Below are 21097 nucleotides of genomic sequence, written 5' to 3' on the forward strand. Positions count from 1 at the left end.
GCGAGGCGGTCCGTCGAGTAGAAGGTCAGACACCCTCCCGCACCACACCACCATTCTCAATGTCGAGTAGCCCCGCAGGGGCGTATCGAGACCCGCCGTCGTCAGCAGGGCGGGTCTGCAGACTCGCGTTCTGACGGTGGTGGATCTCGATACGCCCGCTCCGCGGGCTACTCGATCAGCATGGTTCTCCCATGCCTACTAGGTGATTTTTCTGAGGAGACCTGCACGCTGTTCGACGGGATCTCGAGACGCCCGCTGCTCGGGCTACTCGATCAGCGTGCAGCGGTCGAGGGCCAGCTGGGCGAGGGTCTCGGCGTGCAGGCCGAGCAGCGCGTCGTCGAAGACGGCGGACTCGGAGTGCATCGACGGCGCTCCCTCCGCCGGGACGCCGGGCGGGCGGGTGCCGAGGAAGAGGAGCGTGCCGGGGATCTCGTCGAGGACGTAGGCGAAGTCCTCCGACGCCATCGACGGCGCGGGGAGGCGGAGCACGCGGTCGGCGCCGTGGCGGGCGGTGAGCGCGGCGATCACGCGCTCGGTCTCCTCCGGGTCGTTGTGGGTGACGGGGTAGGAGTCGATGAACTCGGTCTCGACGCCGCAGCCGTGCGCCGCGGCGACGCCGGCGGCCAGCTCGGCGAGCGAGGAGCGGACGAGGGCGAAGGTGTCGCGGGAGAGCGTGCGGATGTTGAGCATCAGCTCGACCCGCGCCGCGAGGACGTTGGGCGCGGTCGAGTCACTGACGATGCTCACGACCGAGACGACGGCGGGGTCGGTCGCCGGCACGCGGCGGGCGACGAAGGTCTGCAGGGCCTGCACCAGCGCGGCGGCCGCGGGGATCGGGTCGACGGCGAGGTGCGGGAACGCGGCGTGCCCGCCGGTGCCGGTCACGGTGATCCGCATGCCGCTGGCGCTCGCCATCATCGGGCCGGAGCGGGTGACGAAGAGGCCGGAGTCGGTGGAGCAGTCGACGTGCATCGCGAAGGCGGCGACCGGGCGCTCGCCGGCGGCGTCGAGCACGCCCTCCTCGATCATCAGGCGGCCGCCGGCGAAGCCCTCCTCGCCGGGCTGGAGCATCAGCACGACGGTGCCGGCGAGCTCGTCGCGCCGGGCGGCGAGCAGGCGGGCCGCGCCGATCAGCCCGGCCATGTGCAGGTCGTGGCCGCAGGCGTGCATCGCTCCGTTGGTCGCGGCGAAGGGCAGGCCGGTCGCCTCGACGACGGGGAGCGCGTCCATGTCGGCGCGCAGCAGGACGACCGGTCCGGGGCGGCCGCCGCGGAGGACGGCGGTGATCGAGCCGAGGCCGCGGCCGGTCGTGATCTCGAGGTCGAGCGGCGCCAGCTCCTCGAGCAGCAGCGCCTGGGTGCGCGGGAGGGCGAGGCCGAGCTCGGGGTCGGCGTGCAGGCGACGGCGCAGGCGCACCAGATCGTCGTGGAGGCCGGGGATCACTGCGGGGTCTCCGGCCGCATCGAGGCGTGCACGCGGCGCATCCGCTCGGCGAGCGCGGGGTTCGAGTACGGCCCCGGCGCGTCGAGCGCCGTCGTGACCCGGTCGACGACCTCGACCGGCTTGTCCTGGCTCATCTTCTCCTTGGCCTCGAGCCGGGTGACCCGGAGCCGGAAGCCGACCGTGCCGTGCACGATCCGCTCGGCGTAGACCGCGTTCTCGGCGCTGATCCGCAGGCGGAACGGCTCGGGCAGCTCGTCCTCGAAGTGGTCGACGAGCCGCTCGAGCACGGCGAGGTTCTCCTCGTCGCCGAGCAGCTCGGGCACGCCCCAGACGTGCACGGCGGCGAAGTTCCAGGTCGGCACCGCCCGCGTGACGCCGTACCAGCTGGGCGAGACGTAGCCGTGCGGGCCCTGGAAGACCACGGCCAGCTCGGACTCGCCGAGCCGGTGGGCGCGCTCGTCGGGCCGGCCGACGTGGCTGACCAGGACGAGCTCGTCGGGATCGGCGCCGGGGAGCGGCTCCTCCAGCAGGAACGGGTAGTGCGAGACGACGACGCCGTCCTCGGTCGCGCTGACCATCGTCGCCCAGGGCGTCGCGCGGATCAGCGCGCGGATCTCGGCGGGGTCGGTCATCGCGTACTCGGTGCTCTCACGCATCGGCGGTCCTCTCGGCGCGGGCGGCGGTCCGAGCCAGGATCGCAGCGAATTCGGGCCAGAGCTCCACCGGGATGTCGTGACCCATCTCCTCGTAGAGGTGCAGCTCGGCCTGGGGCAGGATCCGCGCGGTCTCGAGCGCGGCGCTCCAGTGCAGGCTCTGGTCGCCGCGGCCGTGGATCACAGCGACCGGCACGGTGACCTTCGCCATCGCCTCCCGCCGCTCGAGCGGTCCGCGCAGCAGCGCGTTCCACTGCCGGATCAGCCCGGTCGGCGTGTAGGCGCGGTCGTAGTAGCGGGCGCCGAGGGCGGCGCTCGCCGCCTCGTCGAAGGGGAAGCCGGGCGACTGGTAGTGCCGCTGGCCGCCGACGAACATCGCGATGTAGGCGTCGCGGTCGAGCGACTCCGGGACCTCGCTGATCGGCTCGCCGGTGTGCTCGCCGACCAGGAACTCCGGCGCCGAGCTGAGCGAGGTCGACATCAGGCCGAGCGAGGCGACCCGCTCCGGGTGCAGGATCGCGACGAGCTGCGCGATGTAGCCGCCCATCGACATGCCGGTGAGGTGCGCGCGCGCGATCCCGAGCTCGTCGAGCACGGCGACGACGTCGAGCGCCATGTCGGCGAGGTCGTAGCCGGCCGTGGTGTCCTCGGGGCCGCCGGTCGCCTGGCTGAGGCCGACGTCGCGGTTGTCGGTGCGGACGACGAAGAAGCCGTGCTCGGCGAGCAGCTCGCAGAAGCGGTCGTCCCAGCCGATCAGCTGGGCGCCGCCGCCGTGCAGCAGGACGAGCGGGCGGCCGGAGGGGTCGCCCGTCGTCTCGTAGTGCACGGCGACGCCGGCCGGGGTGGTGATCAGGGGCATGGCGGGAGGGTCCTGTCGGGGAGGAGGGAGTGGCTGCGGAGAACGAGCGGCCTGCGCGGCTTGTGGAGGAGAGACGGCCTGTGGAGGAGACCGGTCCTGCACGGCCCTGTGGAGGAGAGTCCGTCAGAGCGCGGACCAGGTCGGCCGGCCGCTGAGGAGGGTCGCGGCGACGGGTGTCGTGCGCAGCTCCGCGTCGTCGGCGGTCGCCGGGTTGTGGTCGAGCAGCACGAGGTCGGCCGCGGCTCCCACGGCGACGGTCGCCCCGCGGGTGCTCGCCGCGAGCGCGACGTCGAACGGCAGCCGCTCGGCCGGGTGCCAGGCCTCGCGGCCGTCACGGCGGCGGCTCACCGCCGCGGCCAGCGAGATCCACGGGTCGAGCGGGGCGACGGGCGCGTCGGAGCCGAGGGCGAGGGTCGCTCCGGCCGCGTGCAGCGAGGCGAAGGCGAAGGAGCGGTCCGTGCGGCCGGCCCAGTGCCGGTCGGCGACGTCGCGGTCGTCCATCGCGTGCTCCGGCTGCACGCTCGCGACGAGCCCGAGGCGGCCGAAGCGGGCGAAGTCCTCGGCCGCGACGAGCTGGGCGTGCTCGATCGTGCCCGCGAGGCCGAGCCGCTCGAAGACGTCGAGCACCTCGGCGTTCGCGCGGTCGCCGATCGCGTGCACGGCCGGGAGGATGCCGGCGTCGCGGGCGCGGACCAGCAGGCCCTCCACCTCCTCGGGCGCGACGCTCAGCACGCCGCAGGGGTGCGGGTGGTCGGCGGCGATCCCGGGGTAGGGGTCGAAGCAGTAGGCGGTGCGGGTGTTCAGCGAGCCGTCGACGACGATCTTGAGGCGGCCCATCCGGGCGAGGCCGGCCGGATCGAGTGCGTCGCCGGTGCGCAGCCCGCGGGCGATCGCGTCGTCGAGCCGGTCGGGCCAGACCGAGGTCTCGACGCGCAGGGACGTGACGCCCTCCGCGATGCGGGCCGGCCAGGCGCGGGAGTTGTCGGCGTTCTCGAACTCGACGATGCCGACGACTCCGCGGGCCGCGGCGGCCTCGGCGGTCTCGCGGTAGGCGGCGACGGCGGGCAGGCCGACCGTGTCGATCAGGTCGAGCGTGCCGATCCACTCCGTCTCGCGCAGCACCCCGTCCTCCGGGATCGACAGGCCGAAGCGCCGACCGGCCGCGCTGTTGAGCCAGCCGCAGTGCAGGTCGCCGCTGATCAGGACGACCGGGCGGTCGGGCGCGATCGCGTCGAGTGCCGCGCGGGTGGGAGCGTCCGTCCAGAGGCCGTCGCGGAAGCCGTAGCCGATCAGCACGGCGTCCTCGCGGACCGGCAGCGCCGCGCGCATGATCGCCACGGCCTCGGCGGCGCTCGCCGCGGGCGCGAGGTCGACCCGCTGCCTCCGCACCACCCACTGGGTGAAGTGCACGTGCGCGTCCCAGAAGCCGGGCGCGAGGAAGCGGCCGTCGGCGTCGAGGGCCTCGGTGCTGCTCGGCAGCGTGCCGACCGGGGCGATCTCGGCGATCGCGCCGTCGCGCAGCAGCAGGTCGGCGGGGGCGTCCTGCCCCGCGAAGCGAGCGGAGCGGATCAGGAGCTCGGTCATGCGTCCTCCAGGTCGAGAGGCCGGCCCATCACGGGCACGGCCCGGAGCAGCTGCCTCGTGTACGGGTCGGCGGGATCGGACAGCACGGTGTCGGTCGTGCCGTGCTCGACGAGGCGCCCGCCGCGCATCACCGAGACCTCGTCGCTGACGTAGCGGACGACGGCGAGGTTGTGCGAGATGAAGAGCATCGTGAGGTCGAGTCTCTGCTGCAGCTCCCGGAGGAGGTTGAGCACCACGCCCTGCACCGAGACGTCGAGCGCCGAGGTGATCTCGTCGGCGATCAGCACCTGCGGCTCGGCGGCCAGCGCCCGAGCGATGGTGATCCGCTGGCGCTGCCCGCCGGAGAAGGCGGTCGGGCGGTCGTCGGCGCGCGCCGGGTCGATGTGCACCAGATCGAGCAGCTCGCGGACGCGGTCGTCGCGGGCGGCGGCGGAGTGGCGCCGGCCGGTCGCGAGGAGGCCCTCGGCGATCGAGGCGCCGACGCTCATCCGCGGGTCGAGTGCCGACAGCGGATCCTGGAACACCATCTGCACCCGGCGGCGCGCGGCCCGGGCCGACGGCTCGCGGCTGGTGATGTCGACGCCGTCGAGCAGGATCCGGCCGGAGTGCAGCGGGGTGAGGCCGACCGCGACCCGGGCGACCGTCGACTTGCCGGAGCCGGATTCGCCGACCAGTCCGTGGGTCGTGCCGGGCCGGACCGTCAGGTCCACGGCGTCGACGGCCGTGGTCGCGGAGCGGCCGTGGCCGAAGCGCACGGTCACCGCCTCGTAGCGCAGCTCGCTCATGCGGTCAGTGCCTCCTGGTCGTGGGCGGGCCGGTCGTGGGCGGGCTCGTCGTGGGCGGTCCGGTCCGCGGAAGGCGGCTCCTCGTCGATCGCCGCGATCACCGGGAGCAGCGCGCTCCGGTCGGTCGCCATGTCCGGCACGCAGGCGATCAGCCCGCGCGTGTAGGGGTGCCGCGCCTCGTCGAGGCGATCGGCCGCGATCTCCTCGACCACCCGGCCGTCGCGCATCACCACGATCCGGTCGCAGAAGCCGCTGACCAGCGCGATGTCGTGCGAGATGAAGAGGATCGCCGCTCCGGTCGCGGTCTGCGCCTCGCGCAGTGCCTGCATCACCTGCCGCTGCACCGTGACGTCGAGCGCGGTGGTCGGCTCGTCCGCGATCAGCAGCCGCGGCGTGCCCATCAGGCCCATCGCGATCATCGCCCGCTGCCGCATGCCGCCGGAGAACTCGTGCGGCAGCCGGCCGACGCGCTTCTCGGCGTCCGGGATGCGCACCAGGTTGAGCTTGTCGATCGCGCGGCGCAGCGATTCGGCGCGCGGGGTGCGGGCGTGCACCTCGCTCGCCTCGCGCAGCTGGCGGCCGATGGTGAGCGCCGGGTTGAGCGAGGTCAGCGGGTCCTGGAAGATCATCGCCTGCTCGAGACCGAGGCGGCGGCGCTCGGCGGCGTTGGGCACCGCGGTCATGTCGATGCCGCGGAAGACGAGCTGCTCGCTGGTGACCAGCGCGTCGGGGCCGAGCAGCCCGGCGACGGCGCTCGCCGTGACCGACTTGCCCGAGCCGCTCTCGCCGACGATGCCGACCGTCTCGCCGGGCAGGATCGTCAGGTCGACGCCGTGCACGCGCTCGGTCATCGCCCCGTCGCGGCCGGGGAACGCCACGCGCAGCCCGGACACCTCGACGACGGGCATGCCGTCGGTGACCGGCGCGACGACCTCGTCCGAGCGCCGGCGCTTCACGGCCTTGGCCGGGCGGCGGCGCGAGGACGACTCGCTGAAGACCTCGCCGAGCAGCGCGAAGACGACGCCGACCAGCACCACGGCGATGCCGGGGCCGATCGCGGCCATCGGGTCGACGTAGATCCGCTTGGCGCCCTCGTTGAGCAGCCGGCCCCAGTCGTACTCGGGCGCCTGGACGCCGAGGCCCAGGAAGGACAGCGCGGCGAAGGAGAGCAGCGTGACGGAGGCGTGCGCGGCCGAGTTGACCAGCAGCGGCGGCAGGATGTTCGGCACCACGTGCCGGACGGTCGTGCGCAGCGGGCGGCTGCCGAGCATCCCGGCGGCGCGCACGTAGTCGCTGGACGACACCGAGGCCGCGAGCGTGCTGGTGAGCCGCGCGAAGACCGGGATGCCGGCGAAGCCGACGGCGAGCATCGCGCCGACCGCGGTCGTGCCCCAGATCACCGAGAAGAACAGCGCGAGCAGCAGCCAGGGGAAGGACAGCAGGATGTCGATGAGGCCGGCGATCAGCCGCTGCAGCAGGCGGGGCAGCAGCACCGCGACGACGCCGAGCAGCACGCCGCCGACGACCGAGATGCCGGTCGCGCCGAGGGTGAGCAGCACCGAGACCCGGGTGGCGACGACGACGCGGGCGAGGAGGTCGCGGCCGAGGTCGTCGGTGCCGAAGGGGTGCGCGAGGCTCGCGCCCTGCTGGCGGTCGGCGATCGAGCGCTCGGTGGCGAGGTCGCCGAAGAGGATCGGGCCGAGGACGGTCGCGAGGATCACCAGGACGAGGCCGACGGCGGCGGCGACGCCCTGCGGGGTGCGCAGCGACTCCGGGAGCCGGTGGGCCAGGGACGGGCGGGCGGAACGGGATGCAGTGCTCATGGCTCAGGCCTCCGCGATGGCCGACCGCGGGTCGAGCGCGGCGAGCAGCAGGTCGATGACGAGGTTGGCGGCGAGGACCAGGACGGCGTACATCAGCACGATGCCCTGGATCAGCGGGTAGTCCTTGGTGGTGATCGACGAGACGATCGTCGATCCGATGCCCGGGATGACGAAGACCGTCTCGATCAGCACCGTGCCGGCGACGAGGCCGGTGAGCACGACTCCGCCCGCGGTCAGCGTCGCCGTGACGATGTTGGGCAGCGCGTGCCGGAGGTAGAGCAGGTGCCCCGGCAGCCGCTTGCTGCGCGCGGTGGTGAGGTACGGCGCCTCGAGCACCCGCACCATCTCGACGTGCACGATGCGCGCGAGGTAGGCGAGCGGGCCGATGGCGAGCGCGAGCACCGGCAGCACCGCGTACTCCGGGCCGCCCCAGCCCGCGGACGGCGCGAGCGGCACGACGATGCTGAACAGCCAGATCAGCACGACCGCCAGCAGGAAGTTCGGGATCGCGATCACGACGCCGAGCAGGCCCGAGACGCCGAGGTCGAGCGTGCGGTGCTTGCCGGCGCGGGCCGAGACGGCCGTCGCGACGCCGATCGGGAACGCGCCGAGCGCGGCGACCGCGAAGGCGACGACCGAGAGCATCAGCGTGGCGGGCAGCCGCTCGGCCAGCGTGCTGCCGACCGGGCGCTGCGTGCTGATCGAGGTGCCGAGGTCGCCGCGCAGCAGCCCGCCGAGGTAGTTCGCGAACTGCTGGCCGATCGGCAGGTCGAGGCCGAGGGTGCTCCGCAGCACCGCCACGGTCTCGGCCGGCGCCGTCGGGCCGAGGGCCGCGCGCACCGGGTCGCCGGGCACGAAGTGGACCATGAAGAAGGAGGCGATCAGGACGATCACCAGCGAGACCGCCGCGCGGGCGAACCGCTTGAGCAGGAAGGCGAGGCGCGGGGATCCGACCACGCCGAGCAGACGATCCCCCCGGCGCGGACCGGCCGCGGGCGCGCTCGGCGGGGAGGCCGGTGACAGCGGGGCCGTGGGTCGCACCGAGGGGATCGTCATGGTCAGCCCTGCATCCGGATCGTGGTGGGAGCGACGGTGCCGGGACGCTCGAGGGTCGCGCCCTTGACGTACATCGGCGACTCCGTCTCGGCGAGCGGGAAGACGTCGACCCGCTCGATCAGCTCGGCCTCGGCCTGCTTCCAGACGCCGCAGGCCTCGTCGGCGCTGCCGGCGCTGAGCGCCTGCGTCGCGAGGGCGTTGTACTCCGGGTTCGAGACGCCCATGAAGTTGTAGCCGCCGTTCTCGCTCGTCTCACCGAGGAAGAACAGGCTCAGCACCACGGGGCTCGAAGGGGCGAGCTGGATGAAGCCGGTGTCCCAGTCGTAGCTCTGGTAGAGGTCGGTCGACCAGCCGGCCGAGTCCTCGGCGACCAGGTCGGTCGTGATGCCGAGCTCGTTCCACTCCTGCTGGACCTCCTCGGCGGCGGCGCCGTGCGAGGGCGTTCCGGCGTCGTAGAGGAAGCGGATGGTCAGCGGCTCGCCGTCCTTCGCGCGCAGTCCATCGGAGCCGAGCGGGTAGCCGGCCTCGTCGAGCAGCTCGCCGGCGGCCTCCACGTCGGTGTCGGGCAGCGTCCACTCCGGGCCGCCGGCGACGCAGGTCAGCGGGATCTGGTTGACCAGCGAGACCGAGTCGACGGCGTTGCCGTCGGTGACCAGCTCGCCCACGGCGTCGCGGTCGAGCGAGAGGGTCAGCGCCTGGCGGACGCGGACGTCGGCGGTGGGGCGGTCGGCGCGCTCGTTGAAGAGCATCTCGCCGATCGGGTTGAGCACGCCCTCGGTGTCCAGGCCCGCCGCGTCGAGGCGCTGGCGGTCGGCGCCGATGACGGAGGCGGCGTTGAGCTCGCCCGAGATCAGCAGGTTCGCGGCGGTCGCCTCGTCGGTGATCACCCGCGCCTCGATCTCGTCGGGCAGGCCCTCGGTGTCGCTGGTGACGTCGTCCGGGCCCCAGGTGTAGCCGTCGCGCTTCGTGTAGGTGTAGTCGGAGCCGGGGCTCGAGGCGGTCAGCGCGTAGAGCGCGGTGCCGTTGGTGGTGTCGGTCAGGGTCGACGGGTCGTCGAGGCCGGCCTGGCAGACCATCTCGATGCTGCCGGTGCCCTGGAGCAGGAACGGGTTGTTCGCCGTCGAGGTGACCGTGACGACGTTCCCGTCCGCGGTCGCCGTCATGTCGGCGGTGACGTTCGAGCCGAACCAGAACGTGCCGTTGTCGGCGTTCGCCTGGTAGGCGAAGTTCGCCGCGGCCGTCTCGGCGGTGAAGGGGGTGCCGTCGGCGCAGGTGATGCCGTCCTTCAGCGTGTACGAGATCGAGGTGGGCGTGCTCTCCCAGCTCTCGGCGAGGAAGGGCACGACCTCGCCCTCGGGGGTCGTGTAGGCCAGCGAGTCGTAGCCGAAGGTGACCATCGCGCGCTGCACGAGCGAGACGCCGGTGAACGGGTTGAGGCTGCCCGGGTCGTCGTTGATCGCGAGGGAGAAGGTGCCGCCCGAGACGGGGTCGGCGCCGGCCGCGGAGCCGCCGGCGGGGGCCGAGCAGGCGCTCAGGGCGAGCAGCGCCACCAGCGAGCCCGCGGCGACGGCCGGGACTCGGAGCGCTGTGGTGCGGGGAGAACGGGTCATGATGCGTCCTTCGGGGAATGCAGGGCGAGTGGTGCAGGACTCCCGATCAGGGCCAGCGGGCCCGCGGCCTTCACGGAGACTTTGAGCGACGCGCTGGCCGAGTACGACAGCGGCGTCTCGAGCACGTCGACGATCTCGACGAGCCGCGGATCGGCGCCGGCCTGGATCGCGCGCTCGATCGCGATCCGGCCGGCGGCCTCGATCGCGGCTGCGCGGTCGACGTGGTCGCACAGCTGGTCGGCGCGGCCGCCGGCCAGGGCGATCGCGGCGCCGACGGCGTTGGCCACGTTGCCGCGGTCGGGGCGGAGCACCTCGCTCGCGCCGTGCACGTGGTCCGGGACCAGGAAGCCGCCGCCGCCGACGACCACGAGCGGCAGGCCGACGCGGCCGAGCGACATCCGCTCGACGGCCGACTCGATCCGGTCCTGCGCGACGGCGAGGGCGTTGCCGAGGGTGGAGCGGGTGGCGCGGTCGAGCGCGGGGAGGCTCCGGCCGGGGATCATCCCGGGCAGCTGCATCGCGGCGGCGTCGGTGAGGGTGGCGGTCGCGCCGCCGAAGAGCAGGCCCTCGCGGGCGATCCGGTAGCCGACCGAGTCGGTGGTCGGCACGCCGGTGGCCGTGTCGACGATCGTGCCGCCGCCGATCCCGACGCTGAGGATGTCGGGCATCCGGAAGTTGGTGCGGACGCCGCCGATCTCGCGCGGCAGGGTCGACTCGCGGGGGAAGCGGTCGACGAGCACGCCGAGGTCGCTGGTGGTGCCGCCGATGTCGATGATGATCGCGTCGTCGGCGCCGGAGAGGAACGCGGCGCCGCGGATCGAGTTGGCGGGCCCGGAGCCGATGGTGAGCACCGGGTAGCGGGCCGCGTACTCGACGGCCATCAGCGTGCCGTCGTTCTGGGCGAAGAAGGTGGCGGCGTCGAGGCGCTCCTCGTCGACGACGGTGAGCAGGCCCTGGGTGACGTCGCGGGCGATGCCGTGCAGCGCGGCGTTGAGCACGGTCGCGTTCTCGCGCTCGAGCAGGCCGAGGGCGCCGATCTCGTGGCTGAGCGAGACGGGCAGGTCGACGCCGACGTGGTCGGCGACCAGCGCGGCGACCTCGAGCTCCTGCTCCGGGAAGGAGGGGCTGAAGATCCCGCAGACGGCGACCGCGTCGAAGCGGCCCTCGAGCGAGTCGAGGAAGCGGCGGACGCCGTCGACGTCGAGCGGCGAGATCGGGTAGCCGTCGATCAGGTGGCCGCCGCCGGCGAGCAGGCTGCCGGCGAGCACGGTGTCGCGGAGGTCGGCGGGCCAGCCGGAGAGCGAGGGGAACTCGGTCGAGGCGGGGGCGCCGAGGCGGATCACCGCGACGCGGCCGAGGTCGCGGCGGCGGACGATCGCGTTGGTGGCGTGGGTGGTGCCGAGCATGACGCGGGAGACGCGGTCGCGGTCGGCGCCCAGCTCGCCGAGCACCGCGGAGAGCGCGGCGCGGATGCCGCCGGTGACGTCCTCGGTGGTGGCCTGCTTGGTCCAGGCGGTCACGGCGCCGTCGGCGTCGAGCACGACGGCGTCGGTGTTGGTGCCGCCGACGTCGATGCCGACGGAGAGGTCGCGGAGTGCGGCGCTCATCGGGCCACCTCCGCCACGGCGCCGTCGAACGGCACGTAGTCGAAGTCGAAGTCGAAGGCGGCGGGGCCCGCCAGCTCGATCCCGCGCGGGGTCCGCCAGAGCGGATCGCAGGCCCAGGCGAGCACGCTGACCCGCTGACCGAAGCGGAGCATCTCGGTCGAGATCGCCTCGCCGGTCTCGGAGTCGAGGATCGAGACGAGGTCGGGGACGCTGACGACCACGCCGCCGTCCTCGATCACCACGAGGTTCTCGTTCTGGATCTCGACCCGCACCATCCGGCTGCGGTCGGCGCCGACGCCGTCGATCGTGACGGAGCCGCGGGTGAAGCCGCCCTCGGTGCTGCGGTCGATGTCGATCACCTTGCCGCCGATCAGCACGGCCGCGCCGAGCTCCTCGGCGATGTCGGTCACCGGGTCGGCGGAGGCGAGCAGGCGGCGGCCGACCTGGATCGCGCGGCTGACGGTGCCCTCGATCACGGCGCCCGGGGCGGTCTCGTGGGTGAGCAGGTAGTGCGCGCCGAGGGCGATGCCGCCGGCCGCGACCGTGAAGGCGCGGGCGTGGCGCTCCAGCCAGGCGATGTCGACGGTGCGGAGGACGGTGACGTTGCCGACCACGTCGCTCATCACCGCGAACTCGCTCGGCAGCCCGGCGACGTTCATCGAGATCATCGTGGCCTTCGGGAACGCGCGGCCCATGCCGTCCGCGTCGAGCACCGCGAGCCCGAGCTCCGCGGCCCAGCCGACCGGCGCGACGCCGTTACTGCCGCCGATCTCGGCCGCCATCACGGTGGTGACCGGGCGGCCGATCAGGCGCTCGACCTCGCGCAGCAGCGTGTGCGCCTGGCTGCTCGAGCCGAGCATCTCGATGCCGACCGAGGGGGCGCCCATCCCGGACATGATGATGACTGCGTCGTCCGGACCGAGGTCCGCGACGCCGACGACGCGCACCGGGCCGTTCGCCTCGATCGCGTTCTCGACCGAGAGCTGGGCGCCGTGCACCGAGCCGCCTCCGCCGGTGCCGAAGACCGCGCAGCCGGCGGCCAGGGGAGCGACGTCGTCGCGGGTGATCAGGCGGACGGGGCTCGGTCCGGCCGGGGGCGTGAAGCTCATGCTCCGAGGCTAGCCAGGGGTGCAAGCGGGCGGAATGTGCCGTCACCATGAGGAAACGGCGATGATTGTGCTCATGGCACAGACGTCCCTCCTCCACGTCCTCGAGCACGGCGAGCAGTTCGGCATGGTCTGCCGCGCGGGCGACCCGGCGGGCGTCTCGCTCGGCGGAGTGGAAATGCTCGCGCTGGAGGACGTGGGGCAGGCGCTGCCCGGGCACCTGGTGATCGTGCTGCACGGCGCGGAGCAGCCGCGGGCGTACCAGATCGACATCGTCATCCGGCGGGCGATCGCGGCCGAGGTCGCCGCGCTGCTCTTCGTCGGCGAGCTGGCGCTGGCCGAGACCTCGCGCTCGCTGGCCGACCGCGGGGCGCTGCCGGTGCTGACCGCGAGCGCGCCGCCGTCCGAGCTGGCCGTCTCGATCGACCGGCTGCTGCGCGGCGGGGCGGCCGAGGCGCTCGGCCGGGCCGAGCTGGCGATCGCCGCCGCCCGGGCCGCCTGCGACGGCGACCCGCTCGATGCGCGCTCGGCCGTGCTCGACGCGGCGACGGCGGCGCTCGGGATCGAGCTGCGGATGATCGAGGACCCGGCCGTCACCTGGAGCGACCCCGACGCGGTCTGCATCGGCGAGGTCGCGGTCGGGCGGCTGGTCGCCGAGCAGCCGGAGACCGCGGCGGTGATCGCGCTGCCCGTGATCGCCGCCCTGCTGTCGCGGGCGCTGCAGCGCGAGTCGCAGGTGCGCTTCGGCCCGGCGCGCTCCCGGGCCGACCTCGTGGTCGAGCTGCTGCTGGCGGAGTCCTCGCGCATCGACGCCCTCGCGGTGGACGCCGCGCGGGCCGGGCTGCCGGTCGCCTCCGCGCACGCCGCCGCCTGGATCACCCCGCGCCACCGCGAGGACGCCGAGCGCCGGCTCCCCGCCGCGCTGGTCGCGGCGATCGAGCTGAACGCCTTCCAGCTGACCGACGGCCGCGACGAGGTCTGGCACCTGGCGGTCTTCCACGACGACCTGGTGGTGGTGGCCTCGGAGGAGTCGGGGGCGCCGGACCACCAGCGGCGGGTGCGGGACGTGGCGGAGCGGCTGATCGCGTACGGCGGCGCGGTCGCGGGGGAGGGCTGGACGTTCACGGTCGGGCTCGGCACGCCGCAGTCGGGCGCCTCGGGGCTCCGGCAGTCGGCGACGGAGGCGCGGATCACCGCCGGCTCGGCTGTCGCGGCCGGTCGTCTCGGGGCCGTGGAGGTCACCGACGTGACCGGCCTGCGCCGGGTGCTGCTCGACTTCTACGCGTCGCCGCTCAGCCGCGCCCTGCTCGACGATGTGCTCGCGCCGCTGGACGCCCTCGGCGCCGAGCGCTCCGCCATCTCGGTCCGCACGCTGCTGGCGTACCTCAGCAACCGCAACTCCCTCGCCCGGGCCGGCGAGGTGCTGCTGCTGCACCCGAACGCCGTGAACTACCGCGTGCGCCGCATCGAGCAGGCGCTGGCCCTGGACCTCGAGGACCCGGACACCCGCTTCGCCCTGGAGCTGGCCTGCCGCCTGCGCGTGATGGCGACGACGCGCTGACGCGTCGGTGAGGGAAAGGACGCGGCTGCGCCGCGTCATGCTGGTCGAGCAGCCCCGCAGGGGCGTATCGAGACCCGCCGTCGTCGGCAGGGCAGTCTGCAGACTCGACTTCTGACGCTGATGGATCTCGATACGCCCGCTCCGCGGGCTACTCGATCAGCATGGGCTTCGCCCACTGACGAGGTGATCGCTCCGATGAGCGGCGGCGCCCCGTTCATGCTGGTCGAGTAGCCCCGGAGGGGCGTATCGAGACCCGCCGTCCTCAGCACGGCCGGTCTGCAGACTCCAGCGGAGCTCTCAGCGCGCCTTCCCGGCCGCGAACCCTGACGCCGACGCGTGCTGCGCCGCGTCGACTGGACGCGGAGCGGGGGCTCCGAGAGCGCCGGAGCCCGGTACGGGTCCATTCGTGCGGATCCGGGGCCCTGTCAACACCTCGAAGTCTGAAGGGTTGTTCAGATAGCGTCGTCGACGAGCGGATCCGGAGTCGGCCGTCGTCGCATCCCCCCGCGGCCCCACGAGAGGGCGCCCGCCCGCGGACGCCGACCCAGGGCCGTGGCGACGAGGGCACCGTTCGCCCGCCGCAGGAGAGCCCCCACTCCCTCGCGACCGGTCGGACGCACGTCGCCGGGCCCCGCCGCTCCCCGCCCCCGACTGCGCGCCGAAGGATCTCGATGACGACTCTGCTGGACCCCCGACCCCCCGAAGACCGACGCATCGCCGGCGAACGGCCGTGACCGTGACCGGCCTCGACGACACCCGCACCCCGCCACTCGAGAACGCGCGCGAGCTGGTCCTCCACGCCTGCCGCGTCGGGGACGCCGAACTGCAGTCCCACATCGACGACCTCTGGGCCGCCAAGGCCGACCCCGAGCGGACGCGCGGACTGCTCACCCGGTACCGGCGCGAGGTCGAGGACGCCCGCACCCTCCTCACCGCAGCCGCCGACCCGCAGTGGTGGCGGTCCGCGACCGCCGAGCGGATCGAGGAGAGCTGCCGGGCCGCGAGGATCTGGGCCGAGGGCGACCCGGTCTGCGCCGACCTCGAGCGGGCGTTCGCCGCGCAGCTCCGGAGCGTCCTCGGCATCGACCTCGCGCAGATCCCGCGTCAGGAGCGGAGCCGCTGACCGGCGGAGCGATGTGCGCTCCCTCGCGTCGGGAGCCGCTCCCACTCGCCCGGCGACGACGCGCTCCTGCGTGCGAGCCCACGCCGAGTCGGCCTCCCTTCGTGCCGGTCGAGCAGCCCCGCGGGGGCGCCTCGGGATGGTGAAGCCGCTTCGCGTCTCAGTGGTGAGGGAAAGGGCGCGGCTGCGCCGCGTCATGGTGGTCGAGTAGCCCCGCAGGGGCGTAGCGAGACCCGCCCACCGCGAGGACGTCGGTCTCCTCCCAGCCCTTCGCCGGCGCCCGAGGCGCTCCCTCCGCTCGAGACGCCCGCTGCGCGGGTCAGTCGATCAGCAGGGACATCGCCTTCTGTACAGGGAGGTCCGTGCTCCCCCAGAGGACCGGTGCGTGCACAACTGAGGCTGGAAGGCGCGATCGGTCGAGAATTCGCGGTTCTCCGGGCTTCCAGCCTGAGTTGTGCACGCCCGCACGCGGACACCGTCAGTGCAGGACCGCCGACACCGCCTCCGCCAGCCGGATCGCCGCCCGCTCGAGCTCACGTGAGCGCGCGGTGACGTCGTCGGTCATCCCGACCAGGCAGGCCGCCGCCACGACGGCGCCGCTCGCGTCGCGGATCGGGGCCGAGATCGAGACCATGCCGGCGTCGTCGTAGGCCTGCATCGAGAGGACGCCGTCGCGGCGGACGGTCTGCATCCGGCGGAGGAACCGGGCCAGCTCGCGCGGGGTGTGCCGGGCCGGGAACAGCTGCGTCAGCTCGTCCGGCTCGAGGTCCATCAGCATGGTCGGGCCGCCGTCCGAGCCGACGATCGGGTGGGCGCGGCCGAGCCAGGGGATCATCGCGAGTCCGTCGCCGGCCAGCTCGAGTTCTTCCACGAGCGTGAGGCTGCGCATCCCCGCGAGCACGGTGACGAACGCGCAGGCGCGCAGACTCCGCGCCGCCTCGGCGACCAGCGGTCCGCCGCGCGACACGATCAGCGGAGCGGCCGCCGCCCGGAACCAGCCGTGGACGACCCAGGCGATCCGGAGCTCCCCGTCACCGCCGCGCTCGACCACGCCCGCCGCGACGCAGGCCTCGAGCAGCCGGCCGGTGCGGTCGCGGCGCAGTCCGGTCGCGCGTGCGGCACCGGCCGCGGTGTCCGGTCCGTCGGCGAGGTGCTGGAGGAGAGGGAGCACCGCGTGGAGGGTGGAGCCGCCGGCGGAAGGGGCGGTGGAGATCGGCGGATCGTCGCCGTCGGCCGTGTCATTCCGTACGCCGGCCTCCCGCGAGCCGCTCAGCCCCGCCTCGATGCTCCGCCGCGCGACGGCCAGCGCCCGCCGGATCCGCGGCCCGTTCTCGCGCAGCCGGACCGCCGGCAGTCGCACCGCCAGCACCGCCGCGCACTCGCCCGCGGGCGTCAGCAGCGGCGTCGCGATCTCCACACGCAGCCCCTCGGCCGTCTCCGCGACCGCGTCGTCGCCGAGGGCCAGCGGATCCGCCGCCCGTGCGATCGCGCTCCCCGCGTCGTCGATCCGCTCGCCGACCGCGGCGGGGGAGTGCAGGGTCCACGACGAGAGCACGCTGCCGATCACCCGCATCGCCCCGGGCGCCCCGGCCGCCAGCACGACGGTCTCGCCGGTCTGCTGCGCGGCGAGCGTCAGAGCGAAGCGGAGCGACCGCGCGACCGGCGCCGCGGCCCGCCCCGAGAGCCGCACGGCGACCGCGCCCAGGCGGTAGCTGCCGTAGTCCGCGCCGCGCTCGATCAGCCCCGTCCGCTCCAGCTCCGCGCACAGCCGCGACACCGAGCTGAGCGGCGCGCCGAGCTCGGCGGCGAGAGCGCCGACCCCGAGCGGCGCCGTCGGATCCGGCCGCTCGCCGAGCAGCCGCACCACCCGCAGGCCCGTCGTCACGCGTCCGCTCATGAGCCGCCCCTCCTGCAGAACTGCAATCCGCAGCGCAGACTATTGCGTCCTGCGGGTCTCCGCGAGGGGCGGGACCGACGCCGTTCCTAGGGTGGACCCGCGTCCGCGCCATCCGCATCCCCGTCGAGGAGCCGCCATGAACCCGTCCGCCGCCGAGGACACCGCCGCCCAGGAGTCCACCCCCGAGAAGTTCGACGTCGCCGTCGTCGGAATGGGCGCTCTCGGCAGCGCCGCCGCCTACCACCTGGCCCGCCGCGGCGCCCGGGTCGTCGCGTTCGAGCAGTTCGAGCTCGGCCACGTGCGCGGCGCCTCGCACGACACCTCGCGCATCCTGCGCACCTCCTACGGCGCCCCCGAGTACGTCCGGCTCGCGCAGTCGGCGTACCTCGACTGGGCCGACCTCGAGGCGGAGTCGGGCGAATCGCTCGTCACGATCACCGGCGGGCTGGTGTTCTTCCCGGCCGGCAGCCCCTACTCCGCCGAGGCGTTCCGGTCGAGCCTCACCGAGAGCGGAGTCCCGTTCGAGCTGCTCACGCCGGCCGAGGTCACCGCGCGCTGGCCGCAGTTCTCGCTGCCCGAGGGCACGCAGACGGTGTACACCGCCGACTCCGGCATCGTGCACGCCGCCCGCACGGTCGCCGTGCTGCAGCTGCGGGCCCGGCAGCACGGCGCCGTGATCCGCGACCGCACGCCGGTCGAGGCGCTGCTCCCCGGCGAGGACGGGGTCGTCCTGCGCACCGCGGGCGGCGACGTGCTCGCGGGCAAGGTGATCCTCGCCGCGGACGCCTGGACGAACGAGCTGCTCGCGCCGCTGGGCGCCGAGATCCCGCTCATCACGATGCAGGAGCAGGTCAGCTACTTCGCGCCGGCCGAGCCGAGCACCTTCGACCGCGAGCGCTTCCCGGTCTGGATCTGGGAGGACGAGCACTGCTTCTACGGCTTCCCGACCTACGGCGAGCCGACGATCAAGGCCGCGCGCGACGTCTCCGACAACCTGATGGCGCCGCGCGAGCGCACCTTCGTCCCCTCGGCCGAGCTGCTGGAGGAGTTGACCGGCTTCGTCGGCGCCGTGGTGCCCACCGCCGGCGAGGTGCTGCGCACCGTCACCTGCCAGTACGCGCTGACGCCGGACCGCCGCTTCGTCCTCGGGCCGCTCGACGAGCACTCCGACATCCTGGTCGGGCTCGGCGCCGGGCACGCCTTCAAGTTCACGCCCACCATCGGCCGCGTGCTCGCCGAGCTCGCCCTCGACGGCGCGACCAGCGAGGACGTGTCGGCCTTCGGAGTGACACCGCCGGTCGCGGCGCCGCTCCTGGGCTGAGCGCCGTGCGTCCGGCAGGCTGATGAGGACCGACTTCGGAGGAGGACCCCGTGCAGATCCAGAGACTCGGTGAGGATGCGCGCCGCCGCCCGCTCTACGGCGGCTCGGGCGTGCTCGACCTGGAGTACTACTTCCGCTCGACCACGGCGCTGGCCGCCTCGGTCATGCGCTTCCACCTCGAGCCGGGCACCTCCGAGGGCGAGCACGTGCACCTCTCCGGCGACCCCGGCAGCTGCTCGCCCGACAGCTCCGACGAGCTCTACGTGGTCGTGCTCGGCGAGGTCGTGATGACCGTCGACGGCGAGAGCGCCGTGCTGCGCGCGGGCGACGCCCTCTACGCCCCGGCCGGCAGCCACCACGGAGTCGCCAACGAGTCGGACGCCCCCGCCGAGCTGATCCTCGTCTTCGGCCCGCCGACCCGCGCGAGGAGCTGACGCGCTCACGTCTCCGGCCATGCGACCCGTGCAGCCACGTCGCGTTCATGCTGGTCGAGCAACCGCGCAGCGGCGTCCTTCATGCTGGTCGAGCAACCGCGCAGCGGCGCCCTTCATGCTGGTCGAGTAGCCGCGCAGCGGCGTATCGAGACCCGCCCTCGTCAGCACATCGGTTCTGCAGACCCGCCTCTCGACGCCGGTGGATCTCGAGACGCCCGCTCCGCGGCCTACTCGATCAGCATGGGCTGCCCCCCCCCATCCATGCCCCCGCACCCCACGTCCCGCCGCGGCCTGCCATCCTGACCTCGCACGCCCCCGACCCCGTGCGAGGAGGCGCGGATGTCCGACGACGGGATGGCCGAGTCCGGCTACCGGCAGACCCTCACCCGCGGCATCGGCCGCTTCGGCAGCTTCGCCGCGGGGGTCAGCTACATCTCGATCCTGACCGGCACCTTCCAGCTCTTCTCCTTCGGCTACGCGAACGGCGGCCCCGCCTACTGGTGGTCCTGGCCGATGGTCTTCGCCGGCCAGCTCGCCGTGGCACTCTGCTTCGCCGAGCTGGCCGCGCGCTACCCCGTCGCCGGCTCCGTCTACAACTGGAGCAAGCGCCTCGCCGGCCCGACGGTGAGCTGGCTCGCCGGCTGGATCATGGCGCTCGCCTCCGTCGTCTCGCTCGCCGCCGTGGTGCTCGCCTACCAGACCACGCTCCCGCAGATCTGGCGCGGCTTCCAGCTCGTCGGCGACGGCACCGGCACGAGCGCCGGCGTCAGCGCCGTGCTCTGGGGCGCGATCCTGGTGGCGTTCACGACCGGCGTCAACGCGATCGGCGTGCGGCTGATGGCCCGCATCAACAGCGTCGGCGTGCTGATCGAGCTGGTCGCCGCCGTCCTGCTCGTCGTCGTCCTCGCGGCCAACGCGGTGAATCCGCCGAGCGTCGTCCTCGAGACGGCCGGCCGCGGCGAGGGCGTCCCCGGCGGCTACCTCGGCGCCTTCCTCATCGCCGCGATCGCCTCCGCCTACGTCATGTACGGCTTCGACACCGCCGGCTCGCTCGGCGAGGAGACCGTCGACCCCCGGCGCACCGCCCCGACCGCGATCCTCCGCGCGATCACCGCCTCGTTCGTTCTCGGCGGCCTGATCATCCTCTTCGGCCTCCTCGCCGCCCCCGATCTCGCCGACCCGGCGCTCGGCTCCCCGTCCGGCGGCCTGCAGCTGGTGGTCCTGCAGGTGCTCGGCGGCCCGCTCGGCTCGGTGTTCCTCGGCTGCATCGTCGTCGCTATCACCGTCTGCGCGCTCGCCGTGCACACCGCGGGTATCCGCCTGGTCTTCGCGATGGCCCGCGACAACGCCCTGCCCGGCAGCACCCTGCTCGCCCGCGTCGACCCGCGCCGCCGCACCCCGGTCGCCCCGGCCGTGCTGATCGGCGTGCTGGCCGTCCTGATCCTCGTCGTCAACATCGGCACCCCCGAGATCTTCACCGCCGTGACGAGCGTCGCCGTCATCCTGATCTACCTCGCCTACCTCCTGGTCACCGTGCCCCTGCTGCTGCGCCGCCTGCGCGGCCGCTGGCCCACCGCCGACGCGCCCGCCGGCTACTTCTCGCTCGGCCGCCTGGGCCTGCCGATCAACATCGTCGCCGTGCTCTGGGGCGCCGCGATGGCCGTGAACCTCGCCTGGCCCCGCACCGAGGTCTACGGCGACGGCCCCCTCCGCTGGATCGCCCTCATCGTCGTCGGCGCGGTCGTCACCGTCGGCCTGGCGTGGTTCCGCCTGCGCGGCCGCCACCACCTGGGCGTCCTGCCGGAGCACGCCCAGCCGCTCCCGGAGCCGCTCGACCGCTGACCCGCCGACGTCCGCGCTCCTGCCCGCCCCTCCGTGTCCCCCGATCCGTCACCAACGGCTGCTTCCCCGCCGCCGAAGGAGCCGTTCCTGCCGGATCACCGCTCCTCTGCCTGACACGGAGCCCCGCACCCGCTGAGTCGCCCGAGAAGGCTCGTTTTGCGGCCCGGGAACGAGCTTTCTCGGGCGACTCGGCGCTCGGGTCGCTGCGCGTCGAGTGCGGCCAGCGGAGCCTCACCGCACAGCCCGCTTCTCGCGCGCTGAGTCGCCCGAGAAGGTCCGTTCCCGCGCCCAAGAACGAGCCTTCTCGGGCGACTCAGTCCAACGGGCTTCTCGCTCACCGCATCGGGGCCGTCGATCGTGTGCGCGGGCTCCCGTGCGGCGGTGCGCCAGGATGGA

At 73.9% G+C, this 21097-nt stretch carries 16 protein-coding genes; 5 read left to right on the plus strand and 11 right to left on the minus strand.

Annotated elements, in window-relative coordinates; genetic code table 11:
• Nucleotides 1-264: 264 nt before the first annotated feature.
• The 10 genes from EDF17_RS18035 to EDF17_RS18080 all read right to left on the minus strand — a co-directional run bounded on the left by EDF17_RS18035 (nucleotide 265) and on the right by EDF17_RS18080 (nucleotide 12529).
• Nucleotides 265-1443 carry a M20 family metallopeptidase gene (locus EDF17_RS18035; protein WP_208110647.1) on the minus strand — a complete coding sequence of 393 codons (1179 nt, stop codon included), beginning with the start codon at nucleotides 1441-1443 and terminating at the stop codon, nucleotides 265-267.
• The gene (locus EDF17_RS18040; protein WP_123448026.1) at nucleotides 1440-2099 is read right to left on the minus strand and encodes an FMN-binding negative transcriptional regulator; all 660 of its coding nucleotides are present in this window, start codon (nucleotides 2097-2099) and stop codon (nucleotides 1440-1442) included. The genes EDF17_RS18035 and EDF17_RS18040 overlap by 4 nt, the downstream gene beginning before the upstream one ends.
• Entirely contained in the window at nucleotides 2092-2955 is an 864-nt protein-coding gene (locus EDF17_RS18045; RefSeq protein WP_123448027.1) for an alpha/beta hydrolase, read from the minus strand. The genes EDF17_RS18040 and EDF17_RS18045 overlap by 8 nt, the downstream gene beginning before the upstream one ends.
• Before the next feature lie 123 nt (nucleotides 2956-3078).
• Nucleotides 3079-4539, minus strand: a complete 1461-nt coding sequence (locus EDF17_RS18050; RefSeq protein WP_123448028.1) for an amidohydrolase family protein — start codon at nucleotides 4537-4539, stop codon at nucleotides 3079-3081.
• Entirely contained in the window at nucleotides 4536-5324 is a 789-nt protein-coding gene (locus EDF17_RS18055) for an ATP-binding cassette domain-containing protein (protein ID WP_123448029.1), read from the minus strand. The genes EDF17_RS18050 and EDF17_RS18055 overlap by 4 nt, the downstream gene beginning before the upstream one ends.
• Nucleotides 5321-7147: a dipeptide/oligopeptide/nickel ABC transporter permease/ATP-binding protein gene (locus EDF17_RS18060; RefSeq protein ID WP_123448030.1), complete on the minus strand. Its 1827-nt coding sequence runs from the start codon at nucleotides 7145-7147 to the stop codon at nucleotides 5321-5323. Before EDF17_RS18060 ends, EDF17_RS18055 begins: the two co-directional genes overlap by 4 nt.
• 3 nt (nucleotides 7148-7150) lie before the next feature.
• Nucleotides 7151-8104 (minus strand): ABC transporter permease, encoded by a 954-nt coding sequence (locus tag EDF17_RS18065; RefSeq protein ID WP_208110648.1) that lies wholly within the window; start codon nucleotides 8102-8104, stop codon nucleotides 7151-7153.
• A 101-nt stretch (nucleotides 8105-8205) separates the two neighbouring features.
• Nucleotides 8206-9813, minus strand: coding sequence for an ABC transporter substrate-binding protein (locus EDF17_RS18070; protein WP_123448032.1), 1608 nt, complete (start codon nucleotides 9811-9813; stop codon nucleotides 8206-8208).
• Nucleotides 9810-11420 (minus strand): hydantoinase/oxoprolinase family protein, encoded by a 1611-nt coding sequence (locus EDF17_RS18075; protein ID WP_123448033.1) that lies wholly within the window; start codon nucleotides 11418-11420, stop codon nucleotides 9810-9812. Before EDF17_RS18075 ends, EDF17_RS18070 begins: the two co-directional genes overlap by 4 nt.
• Complete coding sequence (locus EDF17_RS18080; RefSeq protein WP_208110649.1) at nucleotides 11417-12529, minus strand: DUF917 domain-containing protein; 1113 nt, start codon at nucleotides 12527-12529, stop codon at nucleotides 11417-11419. The genes EDF17_RS18075 and EDF17_RS18080 overlap by 4 nt, the downstream gene beginning before the upstream one ends.
• 73 nt (nucleotides 12530-12602) lie before the next feature.
• Between EDF17_RS18080 and EDF17_RS18085 the strand changes: the two genes are divergently transcribed.
• Together EDF17_RS18085 and EDF17_RS18090 are read left to right on the plus strand one after the other, a co-directional pair.
• Nucleotides 12603-14087: a PucR family transcriptional regulator gene (locus tag EDF17_RS18085; protein WP_208110650.1), complete on the plus strand. Its 1485-nt coding sequence runs from the start codon at nucleotides 12603-12605 to the stop codon at nucleotides 14085-14087.
• A gap of 730 nt (nucleotides 14088-14817) precedes the next feature.
• Entirely contained in the window at nucleotides 14818-15210 is a 393-nt protein-coding gene (locus EDF17_RS18090; protein ID WP_123448034.1) for a hypothetical protein, read from the plus strand.
• A 475-nt stretch (nucleotides 15211-15685) separates the two neighbouring features.
• On the opposite strand, the gene EDF17_RS18095 is transcribed toward EDF17_RS18090, so the two are convergent.
• A complete protein-coding gene (locus EDF17_RS18095) occupies nucleotides 15686-17104 on the minus strand; it encodes a helix-turn-helix domain-containing protein (RefSeq protein WP_123448035.1) in 1419 nt (472 codons plus the stop codon).
• A 136-nt stretch (nucleotides 17105-17240) separates the two neighbouring features.
• Between EDF17_RS18095 and solA the strand changes: the two genes are divergently transcribed.
• From solA to EDF17_RS18110, 3 genes are all read left to right on the plus strand, one after another.
• A complete protein-coding gene (gene solA, locus EDF17_RS18100; protein WP_166649738.1) occupies nucleotides 17241-18425 on the plus strand; it encodes an N-methyl-L-tryptophan oxidase in 1185 nt (394 codons plus the stop codon).
• Between the two features lie 50 nt (nucleotides 18426-18475).
• Nucleotides 18476-18859 (plus strand): cupin domain-containing protein, encoded by a 384-nt coding sequence (locus EDF17_RS18105; RefSeq protein WP_123448037.1) that lies wholly within the window; start codon nucleotides 18476-18478, stop codon nucleotides 18857-18859.
• Between the two features lie 339 nt (nucleotides 18860-19198).
• Complete coding sequence (locus EDF17_RS18110) at nucleotides 19199-20701, plus strand: amino acid permease (protein ID WP_123448038.1); 1503 nt, start codon at nucleotides 19199-19201, stop codon at nucleotides 20699-20701.
• The last annotated feature ends 396 nt before the right edge of the window (nucleotides 20702-21097 follow it).

Source organism: Rathayibacter sp. PhB1, assembly GCF_004362935.1.
Lineage (GTDB): Bacteria > Actinomycetota > Actinomycetes > Actinomycetales > Microbacteriaceae > Rathayibacter > Rathayibacter festucae.